The sequence below is a fragment of the Pseudomonas oryzihabitans genome (assembly GCF_032027545.1).
Classification (GTDB): domain Bacteria; phylum Pseudomonadota; class Gammaproteobacteria; order Pseudomonadales; family Pseudomonadaceae; genus Chryseomonas; species Chryseomonas oryzihabitans_F.
Window position 1 is genome coordinate 359,603 of record NZ_JAVSJB010000002.1, and the last position, 24,002, is coordinate 383,604.

The 24,002-nt window shown below is 68.9% G+C and carries 17 protein-coding genes; 11 read left to right on the top strand and 6 right to left on the bottom strand.

Features of this window, described 5'->3' with window-relative positions:
* Positions 1 to 301: 301 nt before the first annotated feature.
* The 10 genes from RND78_RS04145 (at position 302) to RND78_RS04190 (ending at position 17,521) form a co-directional block, all read left to right on the top strand.
* Positions 302 to 1,348: a cellulose synthase operon protein YhjQ/BcsQ gene (locus tag RND78_RS04145; protein WP_312726297.1), complete on the top strand. Its 1,047-nt coding sequence runs from the start codon at positions 302 to 304 to the stop codon at positions 1,346 to 1,348.
* 2 nt (positions 1,349 to 1,350) lie between these two features.
* Positions 1,351 to 3,549 (top strand): UDP-forming cellulose synthase catalytic subunit, encoded by a 2,199-nt coding sequence (bcsA, locus tag RND78_RS04150; RefSeq protein ID WP_312726298.1) that lies wholly within the window; start codon positions 1,351 to 1,353, stop codon positions 3,547 to 3,549.
* Entirely contained in the window at positions 3,546 to 5,774 is a 2,229-nt protein-coding gene (bcsB, locus tag RND78_RS04155; protein WP_312726300.1) for a cellulose biosynthesis cyclic di-GMP-binding regulatory protein BcsB, read from the top strand. Before bcsA ends, bcsB begins: the two co-directional genes overlap by 4 nt.
* Positions 5,775 to 5,777: 3 nt before the next feature.
* Entirely contained in the window at positions 5,778 to 9,560 is a 3,783-nt protein-coding gene (locus RND78_RS04160) for a cellulose synthase subunit BcsC-related outer membrane protein (protein WP_312726302.1), read from the top strand.
* A 14-nt stretch (positions 9,561 to 9,574) separates the two neighbouring features.
* Positions 9,575 to 10,240: an SGNH/GDSL hydrolase family protein gene (locus tag RND78_RS04165; RefSeq protein ID WP_312726303.1), complete on the top strand. Its 666-nt coding sequence runs from the start codon at positions 9,575 to 9,577 to the stop codon at positions 10,238 to 10,240.
* Positions 10,237 to 10,887, top strand: a complete 651-nt coding sequence (locus RND78_RS04170) for an alginate O-acetyltransferase AlgF (RefSeq protein WP_312726305.1) — start codon at positions 10,237 to 10,239, stop codon at positions 10,885 to 10,887. The genes RND78_RS04165 and RND78_RS04170 overlap by 4 nt, the downstream gene beginning before the upstream one ends.
* A 13-nt stretch (positions 10,888 to 10,900) precedes the next feature.
* Positions 10,901 to 12,316, top strand: a complete 1,416-nt coding sequence (locus RND78_RS04175; RefSeq protein ID WP_312726306.1) for an MBOAT family O-acyltransferase — start codon at positions 10,901 to 10,903, stop codon at positions 12,314 to 12,316.
* Positions 12,317 to 12,326: 10 nt separating this feature from the next.
* Positions 12,327 to 13,472 (top strand): alginate O-acetyltransferase AlgX-related protein, encoded by a 1,146-nt coding sequence (locus tag RND78_RS04180; RefSeq protein WP_312726308.1) that lies wholly within the window; start codon positions 12,327 to 12,329, stop codon positions 13,470 to 13,472.
* A 63-nt stretch (positions 13,473 to 13,535) separates the two neighbouring features.
* Positions 13,536 to 14,864 (top strand): bifunctional DedA family/phosphatase PAP2 family protein, encoded by a 1,329-nt coding sequence (locus tag RND78_RS04185; RefSeq protein WP_312726310.1) that lies wholly within the window; start codon positions 13,536 to 13,538, stop codon positions 14,862 to 14,864.
* A 101-nt stretch (positions 14,865 to 14,965) separates the two neighbouring features.
* On the top strand, positions 14,966 to 17,521 hold the full coding sequence (locus RND78_RS04190) for an ATP-binding protein (RefSeq protein ID WP_312726311.1): 2,556 nt from the start codon (positions 14,966 to 14,968) through the stop codon (positions 17,519 to 17,521).
* A 31-nt stretch (positions 17,522 to 17,552) separates the two neighbouring features.
* On the opposite strand, the gene bfr is transcribed toward RND78_RS04190, so the two are convergent.
* From bfr to RND78_RS04220, 6 genes are all read right to left on the bottom strand, one after another.
* Positions 17,553 to 18,050: a bacterioferritin gene (bfr, locus tag RND78_RS04195; protein WP_059229870.1), complete on the bottom strand. Its 498-nt coding sequence runs from the start codon at positions 18,048 to 18,050 to the stop codon at positions 17,553 to 17,555.
* A gap of 120 nt (positions 18,051 to 18,170) precedes the next feature.
* Entirely contained in the window at positions 18,171 to 19,061 is an 891-nt protein-coding gene (locus tag RND78_RS04200; protein WP_312726312.1) for a PA4780 family RIO1-like protein kinase, read from the bottom strand.
* Positions 19,062 to 19,210: 149 nt separating this feature from the next.
* Complete coding sequence (locus RND78_RS04205; protein WP_312726315.1) at positions 19,211 to 20,143, bottom strand: biotin-dependent carboxyltransferase family protein; 933 nt, start codon at positions 20,141 to 20,143, stop codon at positions 19,211 to 19,213.
* Positions 20,140 to 20,817, bottom strand: a complete 678-nt coding sequence (pxpB, locus tag RND78_RS04210) for a 5-oxoprolinase subunit PxpB (protein WP_312726317.1) — start codon at positions 20,815 to 20,817, stop codon at positions 20,140 to 20,142. Before pxpB ends, RND78_RS04205 begins: the two co-directional genes overlap by 4 nt.
* On the bottom strand, positions 20,814 to 21,560 hold the full coding sequence (locus tag RND78_RS04215; protein ID WP_312726318.1) for a 5-oxoprolinase subunit PxpA: 747 nt from the start codon (positions 21,558 to 21,560) through the stop codon (positions 20,814 to 20,816). Before RND78_RS04215 ends, pxpB begins: the two co-directional genes overlap by 4 nt.
* An 87-nt stretch (positions 21,561 to 21,647) precedes the next feature.
* A complete protein-coding gene (locus RND78_RS04220; protein WP_312726320.1) occupies positions 21,648 to 22,499 on the bottom strand; it encodes an urea carboxylase-associated family protein in 852 nt (283 codons plus the stop codon).
* A 104-nt stretch (positions 22,500 to 22,603) separates the two neighbouring features.
* Here RND78_RS04220 and RND78_RS04225 point away from each other — a divergent pair, with 104 nt between their 5' ends.
* A complete protein-coding gene (locus tag RND78_RS04225; protein ID WP_312726323.1) occupies positions 22,604 to 23,956 on the top strand; it encodes an MATE family efflux transporter in 1,353 nt (450 codons plus the stop codon).
* Positions 23,957 to 24,002 lie beyond the last annotated feature (46 nt).

The window sequence follows — 24,002 nt, forward strand, 5'->3', positions numbered from 1 at the left end:
ACGACCGCCCATCCCCGCGTTCGTCGCCCCTGCAACCGCCGCCTCTGCAAACCGCGCCTTTCGTCCGAACCGCAGCGGTGGTGGCGTTGACGCCCCCGCTATGCCCACTAACCATTCCTATCGAAACGGCTGAACGAGGCGTTGTTCCGTTCGCTCCGCTTCGATGCCCGTATAAGCATATTTCATTGGTAGGTCACGAAGTCCGCGTGACAGTATTCGCAAAAATGACACCTAGTGGCGTTTAGCCATTAATTTGACGCCAAACAGCTGCCCCAGACCCCTCGACCTTCCGGAATCAGCCATGGTCCGTTCGCTGGATATTGCCAATCTGTTCCGCTCCTTCGGCGGTGATCCGCAGCGCTACCAGGAGTTCGAGGCGCCGGAAGCGCAGCTGCATGAGACGGTCCCGCCGGCTGCACCGCTGCCGCAGCTGGCCGCACGCGCACCGGTCATCGCGATTGCCGAGCCGGCCATTCAGGCGGAGCCGGGCGAATTACCACCGCTGTCGCGGGAGCTGGCGCAGTTGCACAACAGCCGCCAGGCCAGCCAGGCCGTCGCCGCCCTGGATCAGGCCCTGCATCGGACCCTGCCAGCGCTGAGCGGTCCAGTGCTGGCGCTGACCTCGGCCCGGGGCGGGACCGGAAAGACAGTCATCGCGGCCGGCTTGGCCCAGGCGCTGAGCCGCAGCGGCCAGCCGGTGCTGCTGGTGGAGCTGGACAGTCAGAACGTACTCTCTTCGCTGTTGCTGCAGGAAGCCTCGTCCACCACCGGCTCGACCAGGGCACCGCTCTCCATCTGTCTGGCGGTGGACGACCGCCTGCGCCTGACGCCCTTCGGCACCCCCGACGACCTCGACCTGCAGGCCCTGGAGCAGGCGCTGACCACCGACGGCCAGTGGCTGAGCCGACGCCTGCAGGCGCTCGAGGTGCCGGCCGACACCCTGGTGATCCTCGATTGCCCCACGGGCTCGACGCCCCTGAGTCGCCAGGCCCTGGCCCTGGCCACCCGGGTTCTCGGGGTGACGACCGCGGATGCGACCGGCTATGCCAGTCTGCCGCGTCTCGAACGCCAATGGCAGCGTTGCGCCGCTCAGGTCAAGCCGCTGCATCTGCTCAACCGGGTCGACCCTGACCGCCCCCTGAGTCAAGACATCGCCGCCATCGTGGCACACGCCTGGGGCGAGCGCCTGCTGGGCGTATTGCCGGAAAGTCCCGAACTGGAGCAGGCCCTGGCGCTAGGCCAGGGCCTGGCCAGCGTCCAGGACGCCTGGGCGCGCAGCCTCGCCGAACTGGGTCAGGAGTTGCTCGACGAGCTTCGACCGGCCGTCCGTCACGCAGCGCATTCCTAATTATGAGCTTTCTCGACCGGCTGGAGCAGGTTCGCCAGCGCCGCACGGCGCGCGGTGCCGACGCCCCGTACGAGCTGCCCGCGGCGCCGCTGTGGCTGCAACTGCTGGCCTGGACCGCCGCCGCGCTGCTGGGCGCCCTGCTGGTGAGCGTGCCCCTGGCGCTGGCAGAGCAGGCGCTGTTCGCCAGCGGCTGCTTCGTCGCCGCCCTGCTGCTGCGCCGGCTACCCGGACGCCTGCCGGTGATCCTGCTGGTGATGCTGTCGCTGCTGGCCTCGCTGCGTTATCTCTACTGGCGCCTTACGTCCACCCTGGGCTTCGAGACGCCGCTGGAGATGCTGCTCGGCTACGGACTGGTGGCCGCCGAACTCTATGCCCTGGCAGTGCTGGTGTTCGGCTATCTGCAGACAATCTGGCCGTTGCGGCGGTCACCGCTGCCGATGCCGGACGACCCCGCGCAATGGCCGACGGTGGATGTCTTCATCCCCACCTACAACGAAGCCCTGAGCATCGTGAAGCTGTCGATCCTGGCGGCCCAGGCCATCGACTGGCCGCGCGACAAACTACGCGTGCACGTGCTCGACGACGGCCGCCGCGAGGACTTTCGCCACTTCTGCGCCACTGCCGGCGTCTCCTACCTGGTGCGCGAGAACAATGAGCATGCCAAAGCTGGCAATCTCAATGCGGCGCTCAAGGTGACCGACGGCGAATACATCGCCATCTTCGATGCCGACCACGTGCCGACCCGCTCCTTCCTGCAGGTCTGCCTGGGCTGGTTCCTGCGGGATCCGCAGCTGGCCATGCTGCAGACCCCACACTTCTTCTTTTCCCCGGATCCCTTCGAGAAGAACCTCAAGACCTTCCGTACCGTGCCCAACGAGGGGGAGCTGTTCTACGGCCTGGTGCAGGACGGCAACGACCTGTGGAACGCCACCTTCTTCTGCGGCTCCTGCGCGGTGATCCGGCGCTCGATGCTGGAGGAGATCGGCGGGGTGGCCACCGAGACGGTGACCGAGGACGCCCATACCGCGCTCAAGCTCAATCGGCTGGGCTACAACACCGCCTATCTCGGCATTCCGCAGGCGGCCGGCCTCGCCACCGAGAGCCTGTCGCGCCACATCGCCCAGCGCATTCGCTGGGCCCGCGGCATGGCGCAGATCTTCCGCACGGACAACCCGCTGCTGGGCAAGGGCCTCACCTTCGGCCAGCGCCTCTGTTACCTGAATGCCATGCTGCACTTCTTCTACGGGCTGCCACGGCTGGTGTTCCTCACCGCGCCGCTGGCCTACCTGCTGTTCAGCGCCCAGATCTTCCACGCCTCGGCGCTGCTGATCACCTGCTACGTACTGCCCCATGTGCTGCACTCGAACCTGACCAACTCGCGCATCCAGGGCCAGTTCCGCTATTCGTTCTGGAACGAGGTGTACGAGACGGTACTGGCCTGGTACATCCTGCGACCCACGTTGCTGGCGCTGATCAACCCGCGGCTGGGCACGTTCAACGTGACCGACAAGGGCGGCATCATCGCCCGCGACTACTTCGACTGGGAGCTGGGGCGGCCCTACATCGTCCTGCTGCTGCTCAACCTGCTCGGCCTGGTGGTCGGTATCGGGCGGCTGTTCCTCGGCGACCCCGAGGCGGTGACCACGGTCGCCATCAACCTGGCCTGGACGCTGTACAACCTGGTGATCGCCAGCGCCGCCGTGGCGGTGGCCAGCGAGACCCGCCAGGTGCGCGCCGAGCCCCGGGTGAGCGCGACCCTGCCGGTCGAGCTGATCCTCGCCGACGGTACCCGCCTGCCCTGCACCACCCAGGACTTTTCCCAGAGCGGTCTGGGCCTGCGCCTGCCCGAGGGCGTCCAGGTCGCCGAAGGCAGTCCGGTGCACATCGAGCTCACCCGCAACGGCCAGGCGCGCCGCTTCCCCGCCATCGTGGTCTTCAGCCGCAACAACACCGTGGGTACCCGTTTCGCCGACCTCAGCGTCACCGAGCAGCGCGAGCTGGTCCGCATGACCTTTTCCCGTGCCGACCTCTGGGCCGAGGCCTGGGGTAACCACCAGCCGGATTCGCTGCTGGGCTCCTTGCGCGGCGTCGGCCTGATCGGCCTGCGTGGCGTTACCGAACTCAATCGCAACCTCTGGCGCACGAGCCGACGCCTCTGGCGCCAGACGCCCTCCTCTTCCGCCCCCTTGGACCGCCCATGACCGTGTCGCTTCGTCTCCTTCCGCTCCTGCTCACCGCCCTGGGCGCCGCGCCCGCCGTCGCCCTGGACCAGGCCACGCCGCCGGTGGCCATGGCCGGCACCGGTTACGACAACAGCTTCAAGCAACTGGGCGCCGTCTATCCCTTCAACCTGCGGGGGATCGACGGTCGCGACGGGGTCAGCTTCGATATCCGCGCCGACGAAATCGTCAGCGCAGCCAAGGTGACGCTGAACTACACCTATTCGCCGGCGCTGCTGCCGGATCTGTCCCAGCTCAACGTCCTGGTCAACGACGAGGTGGCCGCCAGCATCCCGCTGCCGAAGGAGACCGCCGGCATCCCGCAGACGCGCACGGTGGACATTCCGCCGCGCCTGATCACCGAATTCAATCGCCTGAGCATCCAGCTGGTCGGCCACTACACCATGCAGTGCGAGGATCCGCTGCACTCCAGCCTGTGGGCCAAGGTGAGCAATGCCAGCCGCCTGGAAGTCCAGGTCACCCGCCTGGATCTGACACCGGACCTGGCGCGCCTGCCGCAACCCTTCTTCGACCGCCGCGATGCCCGCCCCCTGGAGTTGCCCTTCGTGATCGCCGGGACGCCGGACGATGGCACCCTGGAAGCCGCCGGCACCCTGTCCTCCTGGTTCAGCGCCCTGGCCAGCTATCGCGGCGCCCGCTTCCCCAGCAGCCAGACCGCGCTGCCGGCCAAGGGTAATGCGGTGGTACTGGTGACCAGCGAAGAACGCGCCAAGACCCTCGGCCTGAGCCTGCCGGCCCCGACGGGGGCGCGGGTGGACATCCTGGTCAACCCCTTCGATCCCCAGGGCCAGTTGCTGGTGATCTCCGGTCGCGACGCCGGCGAACTCAAGCGCGCGGCGGCCGCCGTGGCCCTCGGCCACCAGACGCTGTCCGGTCCGGGCATGGCCATCGATGGCCTGCAGACCCTGCAGCCGCGCCAGCCCTACGATGCCCCCAACTGGCTGCCGAGCGATCGTCCGGTGCGCCTGGGCGAACTGGCGACGCCCAAGCAGCTGGCCGTCTCCGGCTACGATCCGGGTACCGTGACCGTCCCGCTGCGCCTGCCGCCGGACCTGTTCCTCTGGCGCAACGACGGCCTGCCGCTGCACCTCAAGTACCGCTATACGCCGCAGCCGGTGTCGACCAATTCCTCGCTGCTGGTGAGTTTCAACGACCGGTTCGTCCAATCCATCCCGCTGCCCGGCCAAGAGCGCCTGGACAGCGGCCTGCTGGCGCTGATCAAGAACGAGGAACTGCCCCGCGAGGCCGACATTCGCCTGCCCCTGGACGGCGAAGCGCTACAGGCTCGACTACAGTTCCGCTTCATGTACGACTACCTCAAGCAAGGCGAATGCCGCGACGTCATCATCGACAACATGCGCGGCACCCTCGAACCGGACTCCACCCTGGACCTGTCCGGCTATCGACATTTCATCGCCCTGCCCAACCTCGGCGTGTTCAAGGACAGTGGCTTCCCCTTCACCCGCCTGGCGGACCTCAGCGAGACCGCGGTGATCCTGCCGGATGCGCCCACGCCGGCGGAGATCGATGCCTATCTGAACGTGCTCGGTCGCTTCGGCACCTCCACCGGCTATCCCGCCACCGCTGTCACGGTGGCGCGTGCCGCGGCGGTCGATCGACTGGCGGACAAGGACCTGCTGCTGATCGCCAGCGGCACCGACCAGCCGTTGCTGCAACGCTGGGCCGCTCAGTTGCCCGCTGGCTTCGACGGCACCCAGCAACGCTTCGAGGTATCCGATCTGGCCTTCCGCCTGCGCCAATGGTTCAGCTCCGACCGCGAGGCCAGCCTGCAGCGCAGCCGCGCGGCGCTGAGCGCCAGCGGTGGCCTGGCCGGTGCCTACGTGGCCGGCTTCGAATCGCCACTCAAGAGCGGTCGCAGCGTCGTCGCCCTGGTCGCCGCACGCCCCGAGGGGCTGGCGGACATCAGCCGCGCCCTCACCACCCGGGAGGACTACGCCCAGGCCCTGCAAGGCAGTCTGGCCACGGTACGCGGCGAGCAGGTGGAAAGCCTGGTGGCCGACGAGACCTATCACGTCGGCAGTCTCGGCCCGCTGCTCTATGCCCGCTGGCAACTGGCACGCCATCCGCTGCTGATGCTGCTGCTGAGCGCCGTGGGCGTGGCCCTGCTCGCCGGACTGGTCTACGCCGCCCTGCGCGCCCGTGCCCGCCGCCGTCTGGAGCGCTAGCGCATGACCCGCGTACCGCTGCTCGCCACCCTCCTGACCGGCGCCCTGACCCCGGCGCTGGCCCTGGCGCTCGACGAGCCCCAGGCCCTGCTCATCGAACAGGGCCACTTCTGGCAGGCGCGCAAGAACGCATCCCGTGCCCAGGAGACCTGGAACAAGCTGCTTGAGCTGGACGCCCGGCAACCCGAGGCGCTCTACGGTCTCGGGCTGATCGAGGTGCAGGCCGGGCGACTGCCGGCGGCCCAGGGCTATCTGCGCCGCCTTCAGGCCATCACGCCCCTGCCGCAACAGGCCTTGCAACTGGAGCAGGACATCGCCCTGGCCAGCGGCGACAACCCGCAGCGCCTGGTGGACGCACGCCAGTTCGTCAGTGAAGAGAAACCGGTGCAGGCGCTGCCGCTGTACCGTCAGCTGTTCGGCGGGCGGCTGCCCCAGGGCGATCTGGCCAAGGAGTACTACGACATCCTCGCCTACACGCCCAACGGCTGGCAGGAGGCCGGACCGGGCATTGAGCGGTTGCGCAAGCTCGACCCCGACGATCCGGCGCTGATGCTGATCCAGGCCAAGCACCTGGCCCGTTTCCCGGCCAGTCGCAGCCAGGGCATCCAGGCCCTGGCCAGGCTGAGCACGCGCAAGGACGTCGGCGGCGAGGCCAGCGAGTACTGGCGCCAGGCGCTGGTCTGGAGCGGTCCGCCGGGGCCGGCGGAGGCACCGCTGTTCGAAGCCTATCTGCGCCAGCATCCGGATGACGCCGAGTTGCGCGCACAACTGGAGAAGGGGCGCGCCCTGAGCCGCAGCGGCGGACTGGACCCGACACTGGCGCGCGGCATCGAAGCCCTGCGCCGCGGCGATCTGGGCGCAGCCGAGAGTGCCTTCCAGGCGCGTCTCAAGCTGGCGCCGAACGATCCCAACGCCCTCGGTGGCCTGGGTATCGTCCGCCAGCGGCAGGAGCGCTTCGGTGACGCCCAGGAGCTGCTGACCCGTGCCAGTCGCCAGCCCGGGGGTACACGCTGGCAGGCCCCCCTGGCGGAAGTCCGCTACTGGGCACTGCTCGCCCAGGCCCGTAGCGCCCAGCAGGCCAATGACTTCAGCACCGCGCGAGAACGCGCGGAGCAGGCCCTGCGCCTCGATACCAAGCGACCGGAAGCGCCCCTGGCCCTGGCCGGCGTGCAGGCCCAGACCGGCCAATTGGCCGCTGCCGAAGCCGGCTATCGCCGCGTGCTGCAGCAGGACCCCCGCAATCTCGAAGCCCGGCGCGGTTTCATCGACCTGCTCGCCGACAGCGATCGCCCGGCTGAAGCCTTGCGGTTGCTGGACGGCCTCACCCCGGCCGAGCAGGCCAAGCTCGGCAACCTCGAGCGCCTGCAGGCCATCCGCGCCCTGCAGGAAGCTAAGCTGGCCGAGGGTCGTGGCGATCTTGCCGGCGCCCGTCGCGCCCTGGAGAACGCCCGCCGCGCCAACCCGGACGACGTCTGGACCCTGCTCGCCCTGGCTCGGCTCCAGCAGCGCCAGGGCCAGACCCTGGCCGCGCGCCAGACCCTGGACAGCGGGCTGGCCAAGGACCCACAGCGCCCCGAGGCGCTCTATATACGAGCGCTGTTCGCCCTGGAGCAGAACGATCCGGCAGCCGCCCGCGACTATCTGCGCCGTATTCCACCGGCTCAGCGCAGCGCAGCCATGAACACCCTGGCGGCCGATCTCGACTTCGACGCCCAGGTCAGTGCCGCCCGCGACCTGGCCCGCCGGGGCCAGCAGCACGCCGCACGCCGTCAGTTGGCGGAACTGGAATCCCGCGCCGGTCAGCGCGCCGGGGCCCTGGGCGGGCTGGCCGCTGCCTACGCGGAAGCCGGTGACGCCGAGCATGGCCTGCGCCTGCTGCGCGATGTCCTGGCCCGCGAGCGCACGCCCGATCCGGCCCTGCGACTGCAGTATGGCGAGGTGCTGCTGCGCAGCGGCGCCGACGACGAGGTGAACGCCCTGCTGCACGATCTGCAGGACCAGCGCCTCAGCGCAGCCCAGCGCCAGCTCTACGATGACCTACTCTACCGCTACCGCGTCCGCCAGGCCGATCGCCTGCGCGAACGCGGTGACCTGGTCACCGCTTACGACACCCTGGCCCCGGCCCTGGCCCAGCGGCCGGACGATGCGCTGGTCAACACCGCCCTGGCCCGCCTGTACCTGGCCAATGGCGACGCCGCCAAGGCCCTGCAACTCTATGAACCGCTGCTGCGTCGCGATCCCGCCAATCCCCGGCTGCAGCTGGGCGCAGCCGACGCGGCGATCCGCGCGCACCAGGCGGCCTACGCCAAACGCGCGCTCGACCAGGCGGTGAGGCTGGCCGCCGACGATGTCGGGGTGCTGACCGACGCCGCCGGCCTCTACCGGGCGCTCGGTCGCGACGGTCGCGCCACCGAACTGCTGCGCCAGGTGGTCGCCGTGCAGCGTCGTGATGCCGAAACCGCGCGGCCGCTGGCCAGCGCCCCGGCCAACCCCTTCGGTCCGCGGCGCGGCAGCGCCACCTTGGCCAGCCAGGCCATCCCGCCGACCGCCGATCAGTTGCTGGCGGCGGCCAAGGCGGCCCCGGCGGCGGACGTTGCGGTCACGACGAACGATAGCGCCGCCGAGCGTGCCCTCGACGACCTGCTGCAGACCCGTAGCGCCCGGGTCACTCAGGGCCTGACCGTGCGCAGCAACGACAACGAAAGCGGCCTCGGCAAGCTCACCGACGTGGAGGCACCGCTGGAGATCGACTTCCCGCTGGGCGACGTACGCCTGGCGGTCCGGGTGACCCCGGTCAGCCTGACCGCCGGCAGTGTCGGCAGCGCTGCCCGCAATCGCTTCGGCGGCGGTCCGGCGGCCAGCGCGGCGGCGCCCTCGGCCTCACCCGGTAGCCAGAGCGACAGCGGCGTGGGCCTGGCGGTGGCCTTCAGCGATCCGCAACGCGGGCTCAAGGCCGACGTCGGCACCACCCCGCTGGGGTTCCTCCATTCCACCCCGGTGGGCGGGGTGAGCCTGGAGCGGCCCCTGACCGACAACACCCGCTACACCCTGTCGGCCTCGCGGCGCGCGGTGATCGACAGCCTGACCTCCTTCGCCGGCAGCGAAGACGCCCGCACCGGCCAGCAATGGGGCGGCGTGACCGCCAACGGCTTCCGCGGCCAGCTCGGCTACGACGACAGTCAGTTCGGCGCCTATGCGTATGCCTCCTGGTATCGCCTGCTGGGCAACGAGGTCGCCGACAACAGCCGTACCGAGTTGGGCACCGGGCTGTACCGCTATCTGATCAACAGCGAAGACAGCCGCCTGACCCTGGGCCTGTCCCTCACCGGCATCGCCTACGACAACAACCAGGCCTTCTTCACCTACGGCCATGGCGGCTACTTCAGCCCGCAGCGCTTCTATGCCCTGGGCGTGCCCCTGACCTGGTCGCAGCGGACCGACCGCTGGACCTGGCAACTGCGGGGTGCGGTGGGCGTGCAGCGCATCGCCCAGGATGGCGCCGACTTCTACCCGACCGATGCCCGCCTGCAGGCGGCCGCGAGCCAGGCCCTGGGCGCTCCGGCGGTCTACGGCGGCCAGAGCAAGACCAGCCTCGGCTACAGCCTCTATGGCGCCACCGAGTACCAGCTCGGCCGCCAGCTGTTCGTCGGCGGCAACCTCGGCGTCGACAACGGCCGCGACTACCAGCAGCTCAATGGCGGCGTCTATCTGCGCTACACGCTCGAACCCCAGGACCGGTCACTCGCCCTGCCGGTCAGCCCCTATCGTTCCCCCTACGACAACTGATTCACGGAGCTCCCATGGCAGCCAGCCTCCTTACCGGCCTCACCATTCTCATGATCGGCGACAGCCATCTGGCCACCCCCGACTACCTGATCGGCGCCCTGCAGGACAGCCTGGTGCAGCAGGGTGCCAAGGTGCACACCCTGGGTATCTGCGGCACCAACGCCGGCGACTGGCTCAAGGTCACCCCGGGCACCTGCGGCGGTGCCGAGCGGCGCAACGGCGACAAGGCCGTGGTGCTCGGTGGCAAGGCCGCCACCCAGCCGATCAACGAACTGATCGCCGCCGACAAGCCCGACCTGGTGCTGATCGTCATGGGTGACACCATGGCCAGCTACACCAATCCCAGCTTTCCCAAGACCTGGGTCTGGCAGCAGACCACCAGCCTGACCAAAGCCATCGCCGCGACCAAGACCCACTGCGCCTGGGTCGGTCCGGCCTGGGGCACCGAGGGTGGCAAGTACGGCAAGACCTTCGAGCGGGTCAAGCTGATGTCGAGTTTTCTCGCCAGCAACGTCGCCCCTTGCAGCTACATCGATTCCCTGAGCTTCGCCAAACCCGGCCAGTGGGCCACCATCGACGGCCAGCACCTCACCGGTCCGGGCTACAAGGCCTGGAGCGCGTCCATCGTCGACGCCCTGAACAAGCTGTCCGCCGACAAGCTCAAGGGAGCCGCCCAGTGAAGGCCCTGCTGCTGTTCGGCCTGTTGGCGACCGGGTTCGCCCAAGCCGAGGTATCCCTTTACCCCACCGGCCCCAGCGAAGACTCCGCCTTCCTCAGATTCGTCAACGCCGGCAGCGAGCCCCTGACCCTGCTGGCCTCCGGCTCTGCCGCGCGGCTGCAGGTGGAGGCCGCCAAGCCAGTGTCCGACTACCTGACCGTCCCGGCCACCAAGGCCATCAAGGGCGAACTGGTCCAGGGCACGGCCAAGGTCCCGCTGGAGCTGACCGTCGCTGCCGGCGAATTCGCCACCCTGGTGGTACTGCCCGGCTCGCCGCTGGTGCAGCGCGTAGTGCGAGAGCAGCCCGACGACTTCAATGCGCTCAAGGCCTCGCTGGCCTTCTACAGCCTGGACCCGCACTGCGCGACACCCGGGCTACAGGCCGCCGGTCGTAATGCCGACATCTTCAAGGACGTGGCCGACGGCACCCTGCAGCGCCGCAGCCTCAACGCCGTGGCGCTCAAGGTGCAGCTGACCTGCGCCGGCCAGGCCACGGGTGAACCCCTGGACCTGGGCGAACTCAAGGCCGGCGAGCGCTACAGCGTGCTGCTGTTGCCCGGTGCCAAGGGCCCACGACTGCTCGCCGCCCAGGACAGCATCGCCCGCTAAGGACAGCTTCTCGATGGTCTTCGCCTCTCTGGAATTCCTCACCCTCTTCCTGCCGCTGTTTCTGCTGGTCTACGCCCTGGCGCGGCCCGGCGGGCGCAACGGGGTACTGCTGGTAGGCAGCTGGCTGTTCTATGGCTGGCTGAGTCCACTGTTCCTGCTGCTGCACATGGCCCTGGCGCTGCTGGCCTGGGTCGGCGGCTTGCTGGTGGACCGGGCGCAAGAGAGCTCGAAGACCCGGCTACGACTGCTCGCCGGGTTGATCGTGATCAACCTGGCAGTGCTGTGCTGGTACAAGTACGCCAACATCGTCGCCGCCACCTGGAGCCAGGTGCTGGTAACCGCCGGCGCCCTGCCGCTGGACTGGCAGAAGGTCGCCTTGCCGGCCGGGCTGTCCTTCATCGTGCTGCAGGCCATCTCCTACTTGGTGGACGTCCATCGCCACGTGGTGCCGGTGGAGCGCAGCTTCGTCAACTACGCCACCTACATCTCCATGTTCGGCCACTCCATCGCCGGACCGATCATCCGCTACGACTGGGTCCGCCGCGAACTCAACCAGCGCTGGTTCAATCGCGAGAACTTCGCCCTCGGCGCCCGCCGCTTCATGATCGGCCTGTGCATGAAGGTGCTGGTGGCCGACACCCTGTCGCCGCTGGTGGACGTCGCCTTCCATCTCGACCAGCCGTCCTTCGTCGACGCCTGGATCGGCTGCCTGGCCTATTCGCTGCAGCTGTTCTTCGACTTCGCCGGCTACAGCGCCATGGCCATCGGCCTGGGCCTGATGCTGGGCTTCCACTTCCCGGCGAACTTCAACCGGCCCTATCTGGCCCGCAGCATCCAGGACTTCTGGCGGCGCTGGCACCTGTCGCTGTCCAGTTGGCTGCGCGACTACCTCTATATCTCCCTGGGCGGCAACCGCGGCGGTCGCTGGCGGACCTATCGCAATCTCTTCCTGACCATGGCCATCGCCGGCCTCTGGCACGGTGGCGACAGCTGGAACTACCTGCTCTGGGGCATGCTGCACGGCCTGGCGTTGTGCCTGGACCGGCTCTGGGACGAACTTGGCGGCCGCCCGCTGCCGCGCCCCCTGGCCCACGGCCTGACGCTGCTGTTCGTGGCGCTGGCCTGGACGCTGTTCCGCGCGCCGGACTTCGCCACGGCGCTGACGATGTACGCCGGCCAGTTCGGCCTGCACGGTTTCGCCCTGGGCGATGCCCTGGCGGCCACCTTGAGACCGGTGCACGGCCTGGCCGCCCTCCTCGGCGTGGTCTGCGTCGTCGCCCCGCTGTGGCAGCCGCGGATCGAAGCGCGATTGCCCGGCAGTGCCCTGCTCCGCGGCCTCGGCGCCGGCTGGCCGGTGGCCGGCTTCCTGCTCTGCTTCGCGCTGATCGCCAGCCGCGAAGCCGTGCCCTTCCTCTACTTCCAATTCTGAGGCCGCCGTCATGAGCGCTCCCGCCCTGCCGCCCTCGCCCGCGCCCAAGCCGCCCAGCGCCACCAGCACCCGCCTGGCGCCCCTGGCAGGGATGGTCTTCGCCCTGTTCCTGGCCATCGGCCTCGCCTCCTGCGCCTGGGCCCTGTTCACCGACCGGCTCTCGCTGTGGCCCGAGCACCTGGATCGCCACGCCCTGCTCGAAGGCGAGATCACCCACCACATCGCCAAGGAACTGGCCAAGGCACCGCTGCCCGAGGTCGCTGCCCGCCTGGAACGGGGCGCCAGTTGGCTGCTGCTCGGCGACACCGGTCCGCGGGTGCGCCAGGGCTGCCCTGGCTGGTTGTTCCTCGCCGAGGAATTCGAAGTCCACCGTCATGCCCAGGCCAACGCCCAGGCGCGCGCCCGGACCGTGACCGAGCTGCAGCGTCAGCTCGCCGCCCGCCACATTCGCCTGCTGGTCGCCGTGGTGCCGGACAAGAGCCGCATCGCCGCCGACCAGCTGTGCGGCCTGCGCCGGCCGGCCGCCTTCGCCAGCCGCATCAGCGACTGGACCCGCCTGCTCGCCGCAGCCCAGGTGCCGGTGCTCGACCTCACCCCGGTGCTCACGCCGCTCGGCAGCGGCGCCTTCCTGCGCACCGACACCCACTGGAACGAAGCGGGTGCCGACGCCGCTGCCCACGCCTTGGCTGCGCAGATACAGGCCCTACCCTTCCAGGCCACGCCGGCCCGGGAGTTCAGCCGCACCCCCTTGCCTCCGGCACCGCGCCCCGGCGACCTGGTGCGGCTGGCCGGATTGGACTGGCTACCACCCCGCCTGCAGCCGCTGCCCGAGTTGCTGTCCCTGACCCAGGTGGACAGCCGCGCCGCGGCCACCGCCAGCGACGACCTCTTCGGCGATGGCGACCTGCCCAACCTGGCGCTGGTCGGCACCTCCTTCTCGCGCAATTCCAATTTCCTGCCCTTCCTCGAACAGGCCCTGGGCGCCAGTATCGGCCGCTTCGCCAAGGACGGCGGGCACTTCGCCGGTGCCGCCCGCGACTACTTCGCCAGTCCCGCGTTTCGACAAACCCCGCCACAGTTATTGGTCTGGGAAATTCCCGAACGCGATTTACAATCCCCCGGCCCCGAGGCGTTACGTCTCGATCCGCGTCCTTGAGGCAACCAAAGGCAACTCCTGCCGGTCTGAGGACGCGAACCCCGGACCCCAGGAAGCCTTTCGATGACGGAACTGCTCGCCGGCCTGACCCAGTGGATCAACCAGCATCATCAATGGCTGGGCACGGCCATCTTCATCATCTCCTTTCTCGAGTGCCTGGCCCTGGCCGGCCTGGTGGTGCCCGGCACGGTGGTGCTCTTCGCCGTGGCCATCGCCGCCGGTAATGGTGCGCTGGGGCTGTTCGACACCCTGCTGCTGGGCTTCCTCGGCGGTATCCTCGGCGATGCCGTCTCCTATTTCATCGGCCGCCGCTTCCACCAGGGCATCCGCGCCCTGCCGGGCCTACGCACCCATCCGGAGTGGATCGGCTCGGCCGAAGGCTTCATCCACAGGTATGGCGTGGCCAGCCTGCTGGTCGGGCGTTTCATCGGTCCGCTACGGCCGCTGCTGCCGCTGATCGCCGGCATGCTCGACATGCCGCTGGTGAAGTTCGTCAGCGTCAGCCTGGTGGCTGCCGCCGGCTGGTCCATCGCCTACCTCGGCCCGGGCTGGGTGACCGGCGCCGCCTTCCGCCTGCCCCTGCCGGACGGCTTCTGGCAGCAGGCGGGCATCATCCTCGGCGGCGTCGCGGTGCTGGTGGCGGTCATCGCCCACGGCGCCTGGCGCGAGCGCGCCGGCACCACCCTGCTCAGCGGTGCCCTCTGCCTGGCCGGCCTGCTGGCGCTGCTGTTCGGCTGGCACCAGTTGCGCGCCTTCGACGAAGGCCTGATGGCACTGGTCCAGGAGCACCGCGAGAGCTGGCTCAATGGGGTCGCCGTGGTCATCACCCGGCTGGGCGACTTCCGTACCCAACTGATCGCCGCCGCGCTGCTGATCCTGGTGCTCGCCGCCTTCCGCCAGTGGCGCCCGCTGCTGTTCGCCCTGGGCACCACCCTGGGGACCGCGCTGGCCAACGGTCAGTTGAAGAACCTGCTGGCCCGCGCCCGACCGGACGTCCTCGCCGAGCCCCTGACCACCTACAGCCTGCCCAGCGGCCACAGTTCGGCCTCCTTCGCCTTCTTCCTCACCCTGGGCATCCTCGTCGGCCGTCGCTACGGACCGCGCGGGCGCCTGGCCTGGCTGGTGATCGTCACCCTGCCAGCGGTGCTCATCGCCCTGAGCCGTGTCTATCTGGGCGTGCACTGGCCCACCGACATCCTCGCCGGGGCCCTGCTCGCCGGTGGTTTCTGCGGTCTGAGCCTGGCGGTGCTGCAGAAGACCGGCGGCAATCGCCTGGAGCCCGTGCCCTCCCGTTTCTGGCTGGTGCTGCTGCCATTGATCCTGCTGCTCTTCGTGTTCGCCGCCGGCTGGGCGCTGCCGGACGCCATCGAGCGCTACGCCCCGAGAGCCTGAACACGCCCGGGCCGCTAAAAAAATGCGGACCGCTGCTGCAGTTGCGCTGCGCCCGTGGTCAGAACGCCTGGAAAGAGAGCCGTATCAGGGGAGTGGGAGAGATGGCAACGCAGCTTGCCGACTGGAACGAGGTGGACTTTCTCGCCGGAGGCGGCGAGATGGGCGCACGACTGCGCACCTACGACTGGTCCGAATCGCCCCTGGGACCGCCGTCCCTGTGGCCGCAATCCCTCAGGTCCGCGCTGAGCATCTGCCTCAACTCGAGCTTTCCCACGGCCATCTACTGGGGCCCCGACCTCCTACTGCTGTACAACGATGCCTGGGCACCCATCCCCGCCGAGCGCCACCCCTGGGCGCTCGGTCGTCCGGCGCGAGAGGTCTGGCAGGATATCTGGCCAGTGGTCGGGCCGCAGTTCGCCCAGGTGATGACCACAGGCCAAGGCTTTTCCGTCTTCGACCAGATGTTGCCGATGGCGCGCCAAGGTGTGGTCAGCGAGACCTACTGGAACTACAGCTTCACCGCGATCCGTGGCGAAGGGGGCGAGATCGCCGGCATCTTCAACCAGGGCCACGAGACCACCCAACGGATCCTCGACGAACGCCACCGCGCTGCCGAGGCCGCACGCCAGCGACGCATGTTCGAGCAGGCACCCGGCTTCGTCGCCATCGTCCGCGGTCCGGAACATGTCTTCGACTTCGTCAACGTCGCCTATCGCCGGCTGTTCGGCGAACGTACCTTCGAAGGGCATGCGGTCCGCCAGGTCTTTCCCGAATTGCGTGACCAGGGTTACTTCGAGTGGCTCGATCAGGTCTACCGTAGCGGTCGACGCTTCGTCGCCGAGCGCACCCCGCTGCGGCTGGAGCGCGTAGGCGAACCGGCGCGGACCCTCTACTTGGATTTCATCTACGAGCCCCTGACAGACGAGGCCGGCCAGGTGATCGGCATCTTCTGCCAGGGACAGGACGTCACCGAGGCCCACCTGGCCCAGGCCGCGCTGGAGGCCAGCGAGCGGCGGTTCCGCACCGCCCTGGAGATCGAGACGGTGGGCGCCCTCTGCTTCGATCCCGCCGGCCGCCTGATCGATGCCAACGACGCCTTCCTGCGCATGAGCGGTCACGATCACGACGACCTGCGCGCCGGCCGCATCGCCTGGCCCGCCCCCTACCTGCGCCGCGATGGTGACCAGCTGCCACCCGCGGAGCGTAGTTACCAACGACGCGACGGCACCACCGGCTGGGCACTGGTCGCGGCCAAGCGCCTGCCCGATGGCAGCGCCTTCGAATTCATCGTCGACATCAGTGATCGCAAGCACGCCGAGGCGGAGCTGCGCGAAGAGACCCGGACCCTAGAAGCGCTCAAGCGCATCGATACCGAACTGGCCGCGCAACTCGATCTCGCCCACCTGGTGCAGACGGTGACCGACGCGGGCGTCGAACTCACCGGGGCGGGTGTCGGCGCCTATTTCAACCACCAGGCCGATGAGAACTGCAGCGGCCTGCAACGTCTCACCCTGTCGGGTGCCGAACGCGCGTCTTTCGAACGTCTCGATCAGTCCCATGCCAGGGCACTGTTCGCACCTACGGTGCGTGACGAGGGCGTGGTGCGCTGCGACGACCTCGCCAGCGACTCCTACCGTGCAGCATCGGCACCCCCGCCCGGCTTGCCGCCCGTGCGCAGCTACCTCGCGGTCGCCGTGGTGGCACGCAACGGCAACGTGCTCGGCGGACTGTTCTTCGGCCATCCCGAACCGGCGCGCTTCACGCCGCGTCATGAACGCCTGATGGCGGCGCTCGCCGCCCGCGCGGCCATCGCCATCGAGCAGGCGCAACTGTTCCAGGCGGTGCGCACCGCCAACGAGACCCTCGAACAGCGGGTCGCCGAGCGCACCGCCGAGTTGACCCAGGCCCAACAAGCCCTGCACCAGGCCCAGAAGATGGAAGCCATCGGCCAATTGACCGGCGGCATCGCCCATGACTTCAACAACCTGCTGGCCGGCATCATCGGCAGCCTGGAGCTGATTGAGCGTCGCCTGCAGCAGCATCGCACCGATCAGCTCGACCGTCTGCTCAGCGGTGCCCAGGCCTACGCCGAACGCGCCGCCTCCCTGACCCAGCGCCTGCTGGCCTTCTCCCGACGGCAGACGCTGGAGGCCAGGTCCACCGACGTCAACGAGCTGATGCTGGCCATGGAGGAGCTGATCCGCCGTAGCGTCGGGCCGGCCATAGATGTCCAGGCACTTCCGGCGTCCGACCTGTGGCCTTCGGTGATCGATGCGGTGCAATTGGAGAGCGCTCTGCTCAACCTGGCGATCAACGCCCGGGATGCCATGCCCCAGGGCGGGCAGCTACTGCTGGCCACGGCCAACCTGCCGCAGAGCGCCCCGGAACGGCCAGAGGGCTTGCCAGCAGGGGATTATGTAAGGGTACAGGTGAGAGATACCGGTACGGGCATACCAGCGGAAATCCGCGAAAGGATCTTCGACCCCTTCTTCACCACCAAGCCGCCGGGTCAGGGCACGGGGCTGGGGTTATCGATGGTGCACGGCTTCGTGCACCAGTCGGGCGGCCAGATCCAGGTGGACACCACACCCGGCGTCGGCACCTGCATCTCGCTCTATCTGCCGCGGGCTCCCGAAGAAGCCGGCAACGAGGCCTGACCGACGTCCACTGGACGCCGGTGAGCCGGTCTCACAGACCGGTGCCGTGGGGCGTGGAGCCGCCCTTCATCTGCGACTGCAGGTAGTTCTGCAGACCGATCTTGTCGATCAGGCCGAGTTGCTGTTCCAGCCAGTAGGCGTGGTCTTCCTCGGTGTCCTCCAGCTGGACGACCAGGATCTCGCGGGTCACGAAGTCCTTGTGCTGATTGCACAGCGCCACGCCCTGGGCCAGGGCCTCGCGCACCTCGTACTCCAGCGCCAGGTCCGCGCGCAGCATGTCGGGCACGGTCTGGCCGACGGTGATGGCGTTGGGCCGCATGTCCGGGGTGCCCTCGAGGAAGAGGATACGGCGCAGCAGGGCATCGGCGTGCTGGGTTTCCTCCTCCATCTCGTGGCCGATCCGTTCGTACAGCCGCATCAGGCCCCAGTCCTCGTACATCCGCGAGTGGATGAAGTACTGGTCACGCGCTGCCAGCTCGCCACGCAGCAGCTGGTTGAGGTAGTTGATGACGTCCGGATGGCCTTGCATGAAAAGAGTCCTGTGCTGTTCAGTCGCCAGTTTAGCGCGCCACTCCCGAACAGGCGCCGTTCATCGCCCGACCACTGGGGCCGTTCGTCTCATCGCAGCGCTAATCGTTCTGCTTAACGCTCAGCTTAACCAGGGTGGCGGCGGCTCCTCACGCCCGCTGGGCTCATCCTGTTCGCGGCGTGCGGCCTGGCGGCGTTCCTCGTCACGCCGGGCGGCCTCGATCTCGCGCATCACCGCGCGGACATCGGCCTGGCCTTCGCGCTCGGCGAATTCACCGGTCAGTTGCGAATGGACGAACAACTCACCCTTCTCGTAGAGCGCCCACATCTCCGGTGCATAGCGCGTCTCGCGCAATTCAGGGGCGAAGCGGCCGAAGTACTGCGCCATGTTCTCCACGTCACGGGCCAGCAGGCGAAAGGCGTGGTTGTTGCCGGCCGCATCCACCGCCTGGGGCAGGTCGATGATCACCGGGCCGTCCTCGGCCAGCAGCACGTTGAATTCGGACAGGTCGCCGTGGACCAGGCCGGCGCAGAGCATGCGCACGATCTGGCCAATCATGAGGTCATGGTAGCGGCGCGCTTCCTCGGCGCTCAGGGTCACGTCGTTGAGGCGCGGCGCGGCTTCGCCATTGCCGTCGGTGACCAGGTCCATCAGCAGCACGCCGTCGAGGAAATCGTGGGGCTTGGGCACCCGTACACCGGCATCGGCCAGCCGATAGAGCGCCGTCACCTCGGCGTTCTGCCAATTGTCCTCGCGCTCGCGGCGACCGAACTTGGAGCCCTTGGCCATGGCGCGGTTTTCCCGGCTGCCACGGACCTTGCGTCCCTCCTGATATTGCGCGGCCTGGCGGAAGCTGCGCTTGTCGGCTTCCTTGTAGACCTTGGCGCAGCGTACCTGGCTGCCACAACGCACGACGTAGACCGCCGCTTCCTTGCCACTCATCAGGGGCCGTATCACCTCATCGACCAAGCCATCCTCGATCAACGGCTCGATGCGTTTGGGAGTTTTCATTACCGGTTCCAGCTCCTTCTTTTCGGTCGTCACAGGGGACGTGTGAGGCAAGTTTCAAGCCAGCCGCCGAGAAAGGGAAGTTCGGCGTCGCCTTGAGCGTGCGACTCACCGTAGCGGCCAAGATTCCTCGGGCATGACCGACTGCCCCCTCAACCCGCGAAGAAGAGGAGAAACCGACGCCATTCGGCCTGGGCCTCGGCCAGTTCCACCGGGGCGAAACGCACCTCCTGGTGGGCCGGACACTGCGCCAGGCGCCCGAGGTCCAGCGGATGGACGAAGCCCAACAGCGGATAGCCGCCCATGGTCTGCCGATCGGCCATGAGCACGATGGGCTGGCCATCGGGCGGCACCTGAATGGCGCCGCTCACCACGCCCAGCGACCACTGCCGGCGCGGCGGGGACAGGGGCGTGGCGCCGGCCAGACGGATGCCCATGCGGTCGGACTGGGGGCTGAGCCGCCAAGGCTGCGCGCAGAACGCCTCCCGCTGCGCCGCGCCGAAGGCCTCGGCATCACCGCCGAAGATCACCCGCAACGTCGGGCTCTGCCGGTAGTCCGGCACGAAGCGCCAGGCCGGCCCGCAACGACGCTCATGCAGGTCGCTCATCGCGGCGCACGCCAGCCGCTGCCCCGCTACCAGCGGCGTGCCCCGGCCATCCAGGCCGCCCAGGCCCTCACGCCGGTTGCTTGCCACGCTGCCAAGGGTCGGCGGCGCCTGGAAGCCGCCGCCCGCGGCGGCCAGGTAGGCCCGTTGGCCGGCTTGCGCGAAACCCAGGTGCAGGCGCGCTCCGGCACGGACCGGAAAGCACGACCAGGGCGGCAAGGACTCGTCGTCCAGCCGGGCGTCCAGGAGCGCGCCGGTGAGGGCTAGCCAGGTGTCGGTCCGGATCTCGAATTCCGCACCGCCCAGGGCGATCTCCAGCAGCGGTGCGGCGACCGGATTACCCACCAGGCGATTGGCCCAGCGCGCGGCCTGGCCGTCCATGGGCCCCGACGGTGCCACGCCCAGGTGCTGCCAGCCCTGGCGACCCAGGTCCTGCAGCAGGGTCAGGGGACCGGGCTTGATGACCTGCAGGCCGCTCATGGCTGGCCTCCCTGGGCACGAAAGGTCGCTTCATCGACCGGCACGAAACGTACCCGGTCACCGGGAGCCAGCAGACAGGGCGGCTCGGCCTGGGCGTCGAAGACGGTCCATAGGCAGCGGCCGATGAGATTCCAGCCACCCGGCGAGGCCTGGGGATAGACGGCGGTCTGGCGCTCGGCGATGGCCAGGCTGCCGGCCGGTACGGCGGTACGCGGCGTACTCCGCCGGGGCAGCGCCAGGCGTTCGTCCAGCTCGCCGAGAAAGGCGAAGCCCGGCATGAAGCCGATGGCCCCCACCTGGTAGTCGCGCCCACTGTGCCGGGCGATGACGTCGGCTTCGCTCAGGCCGCAACGCTCGGCTACCTCGGCCAGGTCAGGACCGGCGTAGAGGGTCGGCACCTGGTGCAGACGTCCACCCGCGGCGGTATCCACCACACCTGGCCAGTCGGCCAGCAGCGGCTGCAACCCGGCCTGCAACTCGTCCAGGGTCAGGCGCAGCGGGTCGTAGTGCACCAGCAGGCTGGTCCAACCCGCTACCAGGTCGGTCACCGCCGCACCGAAAACGCTACGGATACCCGCGCCGAGGCGGGCGATGCGCAACGGCAGCTCGGCATCCGGGCGCTCCGCGAGTTCGATCAGCAGGGCCGCCACGCCGAAGGGCTTGAGGACGATCATAGGGCGTCCAGCGCCACGCGCAGGCGCCGCAGGACCGCCAGGGACTCGGCGTTGTCGCCGTGCACACAGAGACTATCGGCCTGCAGGCGCATGGGCTGGCCGTCGAAGCCGGGGAAGTCGTCGCCACGGGCGATGGCGATGGCCTGGGCGAGGATACGTTCGGGATCGTGGTGGACGGCACCGACCTGGCCACGCGGCGCCAGGGAGCCGTCGGCCAGGTAGGCGCGGTCGGCGAAGGCCTCCAGCAACAGCGGCACACCGGCCGCCTCGGCGAGGCGGTGCTCACGGGCATTGTCGGCCTTGGCCAGCACCATCAGCGGCAGGCCCTGGCGGTAGCGGGCGCAGGCGCGCAGTGCGGCGGCGAGCAGGGCATCGTCCTTGACCAGGGCGTTGTAGAGGGCGCCATGGGGCTTGACGTATTCGACCCGCACGCCAGCGGCACGGCAGAAGGCATCCAGCGCGCCGATCTGGTAGAGGATCATGGCCTCCACCTCGTCAGGGGTGCAGGCCATGGGGCGGCGACCGAAACCCACCAGATCGGGATAGGCCGGATGGGCGCCGATCTGCACGCCATTGGCCACCGCCAGGGTCACGGCGCGCTGCATGGTCAGGGGATCGGCGGCGTGAAAACCGCAGGCCAGGTTGGCCTGGTCGACCAGGGGAATGGCATGGGCATCGTCGCCCAGGGTCCAGGCACCGTAACTTTCACCGGAATCGCAATTGAGCAGCAGGCGAGCGGGCATGACAGGGTCCTCGAAGGCAGTGGCCTGAGTGTCGGAAAGAACGACCACCGCTGTCCAACGAAAAACGCCTGCCCGCGCCGATAGCCGCTATCGCTCCCAGGCCGGCTTGACCACCTCCAGCCCATGGTTGCCCCGATAGGGTGCCCGCTCCGGCGAGCGCCAGCCGTCGAGCAACTCGGGCGCGAGGCGATAGACCTCCACCCCGAGCGGCCGGCAGACCGACAACGGGTCCTGTTTTTCCGGTCCCCAGAGCGCCACCGACAGATCGCCGCCCGGACAGGTGGAGAGCGCGCAGAGCACGTCGATCTCGGCGAAGAATTCCAGGTAGTCGCCGACCTGGGCCGGACAGGCCTTCATGAAGTACATGCCGTCCTCGTTCAACCCGGTGACCTGGAAGATGTTCAGCACATCGTGCACATCGAACTCGGTCAGCCCATGAGGCAGCACCGCACGGGTCAGATTGGAATGGCAGTGGTGGTGGAAGTCCTCGCCGGTCAGCAGCTTGTTGACGTAGGGATCGCAGCGGGTGCCCAGCAGATCGTGGATGCGCCCGCCGTGCTCGTCGGTACCATAGTTGGCCAGGGTGTCGTCGGTGATGGTCAACAGCGGCCGCAGGAACGGCAGGTTGGACCACAGCCGGTCGTGGGTGGAGACGTGCGCGCCTTGCAGCTGCCGGGTGCGCGCCGCCCAGAAGCGCTCGCGGGGATCCAGGGCATTCCAGACGTTGAAATCGCCCACCTGGGGCCCGTGCGGCGCAGTGACGCGGAACACGTGGCCGGCCGGGACCTGCCAGGCGCGCCCGGTACGGATCGGCACCTCGAACGCCTCGACCAGGGTGCGGCCTTCCGGCTGGTTGCGGATGCGATCATAGAAGGCCTTGTCGACATCGAAGGCGGTACCGGGTGATGGCTGATAGGCGGCGGGGTAGTGCTTGAACATGGCAGAGCTCCGGCTGGGGTAACGAATCTTTCCAGTATGCAAGGAGAGGACCGCCCGTGGCGCCTGCCCTACAATGACGGCTTTGCGGCCGCTGCGAATCGCCCATGACCACCCTGCTCGCCGACTGGCGCCACCCCGTCCTGCACCGTCGCGTCTGGGCGCTGGCCGCACCGATGATCCTGTCCAACCTCAGCGTGCCGCTGGTTACCCTGGTCGACAGCGCCATCGCCGGCCACCTGCCGGAAGCCCGCCAGCTAGCCGCGGTGGCCATGGGTGGAGCCTTCTACACCGCGCTGCTGGGCATCCTCGGTTTCCTGCGCATGGGTACCACCGGCTTCGCCGCCCAGGCCAGCGGCCGGCGCGATGGCGCCGCCCTGCGCCAGATCCTCCTGCAGGCCGGCCTGCTGGGCCTGGGCTTGTCGCTGGTCCTGCTGCTGGTCGCCAGCCTCGCACTCGATCCCCTGCTCGCCTGGCTCGGCCTGGATCCCGCCTTCGCCGAACTGGCCGCGCGCTTCCTGCACCTGCGCCTGCTCGGCCTGCCCGCCGCCCTGCTCAGCTACGCCGTGATCGGCTGGCTGCTCGGCACCCAGGATGCACGCACGCCGCTGGTGCTGCTGCTCACCACCAACGCCCTGAATCTGCTGCTGGTGACCGCCTTCGTGCTCGGTCTCGGCGCCGGGGTGCAGGGCATCGCCCTGGCCTCGGTCCTGGCGGAATGGAGCGGCGTGCTGCTCGGCCTCTGGCTGGTGCTCCGCCGCCTGCGCCTGTGGCCGGGCCGGATCGACCGCCCGGCGCTGCGTCGCCTCTCCAGCTGGCGCCCGCTACTGGCGGTCAATCGCGACATTTTCATCCGCTCCCTGGCGCTGCAAGCGGTGTTCCTGCTGTTCGCCGCTCAAGGGGCCCAGCTGGGCGAGACCACCGTCGCCGCCAATGCCCTGCTGCTGAACGGCCTGCTGGTCACTGCCTTCGCCCTGGACGGCCTCGCCCATGCGGTGGAGGCCCTGGCCGGTCATGCCCTGGGGGCGCGCGAGGGTGCCACCCTGCGCCGGGTGCTGGTGATCGCCGGTGGCTGGTCGCTGCTGGCCAGCCTGGTGTTCGCCGTCGCCTTCGCCCTCGGCGGCGATCTGTTCGTCGCCCTGCAGAGCGACATCGCCGCGGTGCGCCAGGAAGCCCATCACTACCTACCCTATCTGGCCCTGCTGCCGCTGATCGCCATGGTCAGCTACCTGCTGGACGGTCTTTTCATCGGTGCCACCCGCGCCCGGGAGATGCGCAACTCGATGCTGCTGGCGCTGCTGCTCGCCCTCCCCCTCGGCTGGCTGCTGCGCGGACTCGGCAATCATGGCCTGTGGCTGGCCTTCCTTACCTTCATGGCCTTGCGCGGCGTGATCTCGGCGCTCCTGGCCTGGCGCCTGGCCCGGCGCGAAGGCTGGTTGACCGATGCCCCCGGCAACTGAACTGGCGGAACCGACCGGGTAGCGCGCCCCTCAAAGCCGGGAACCC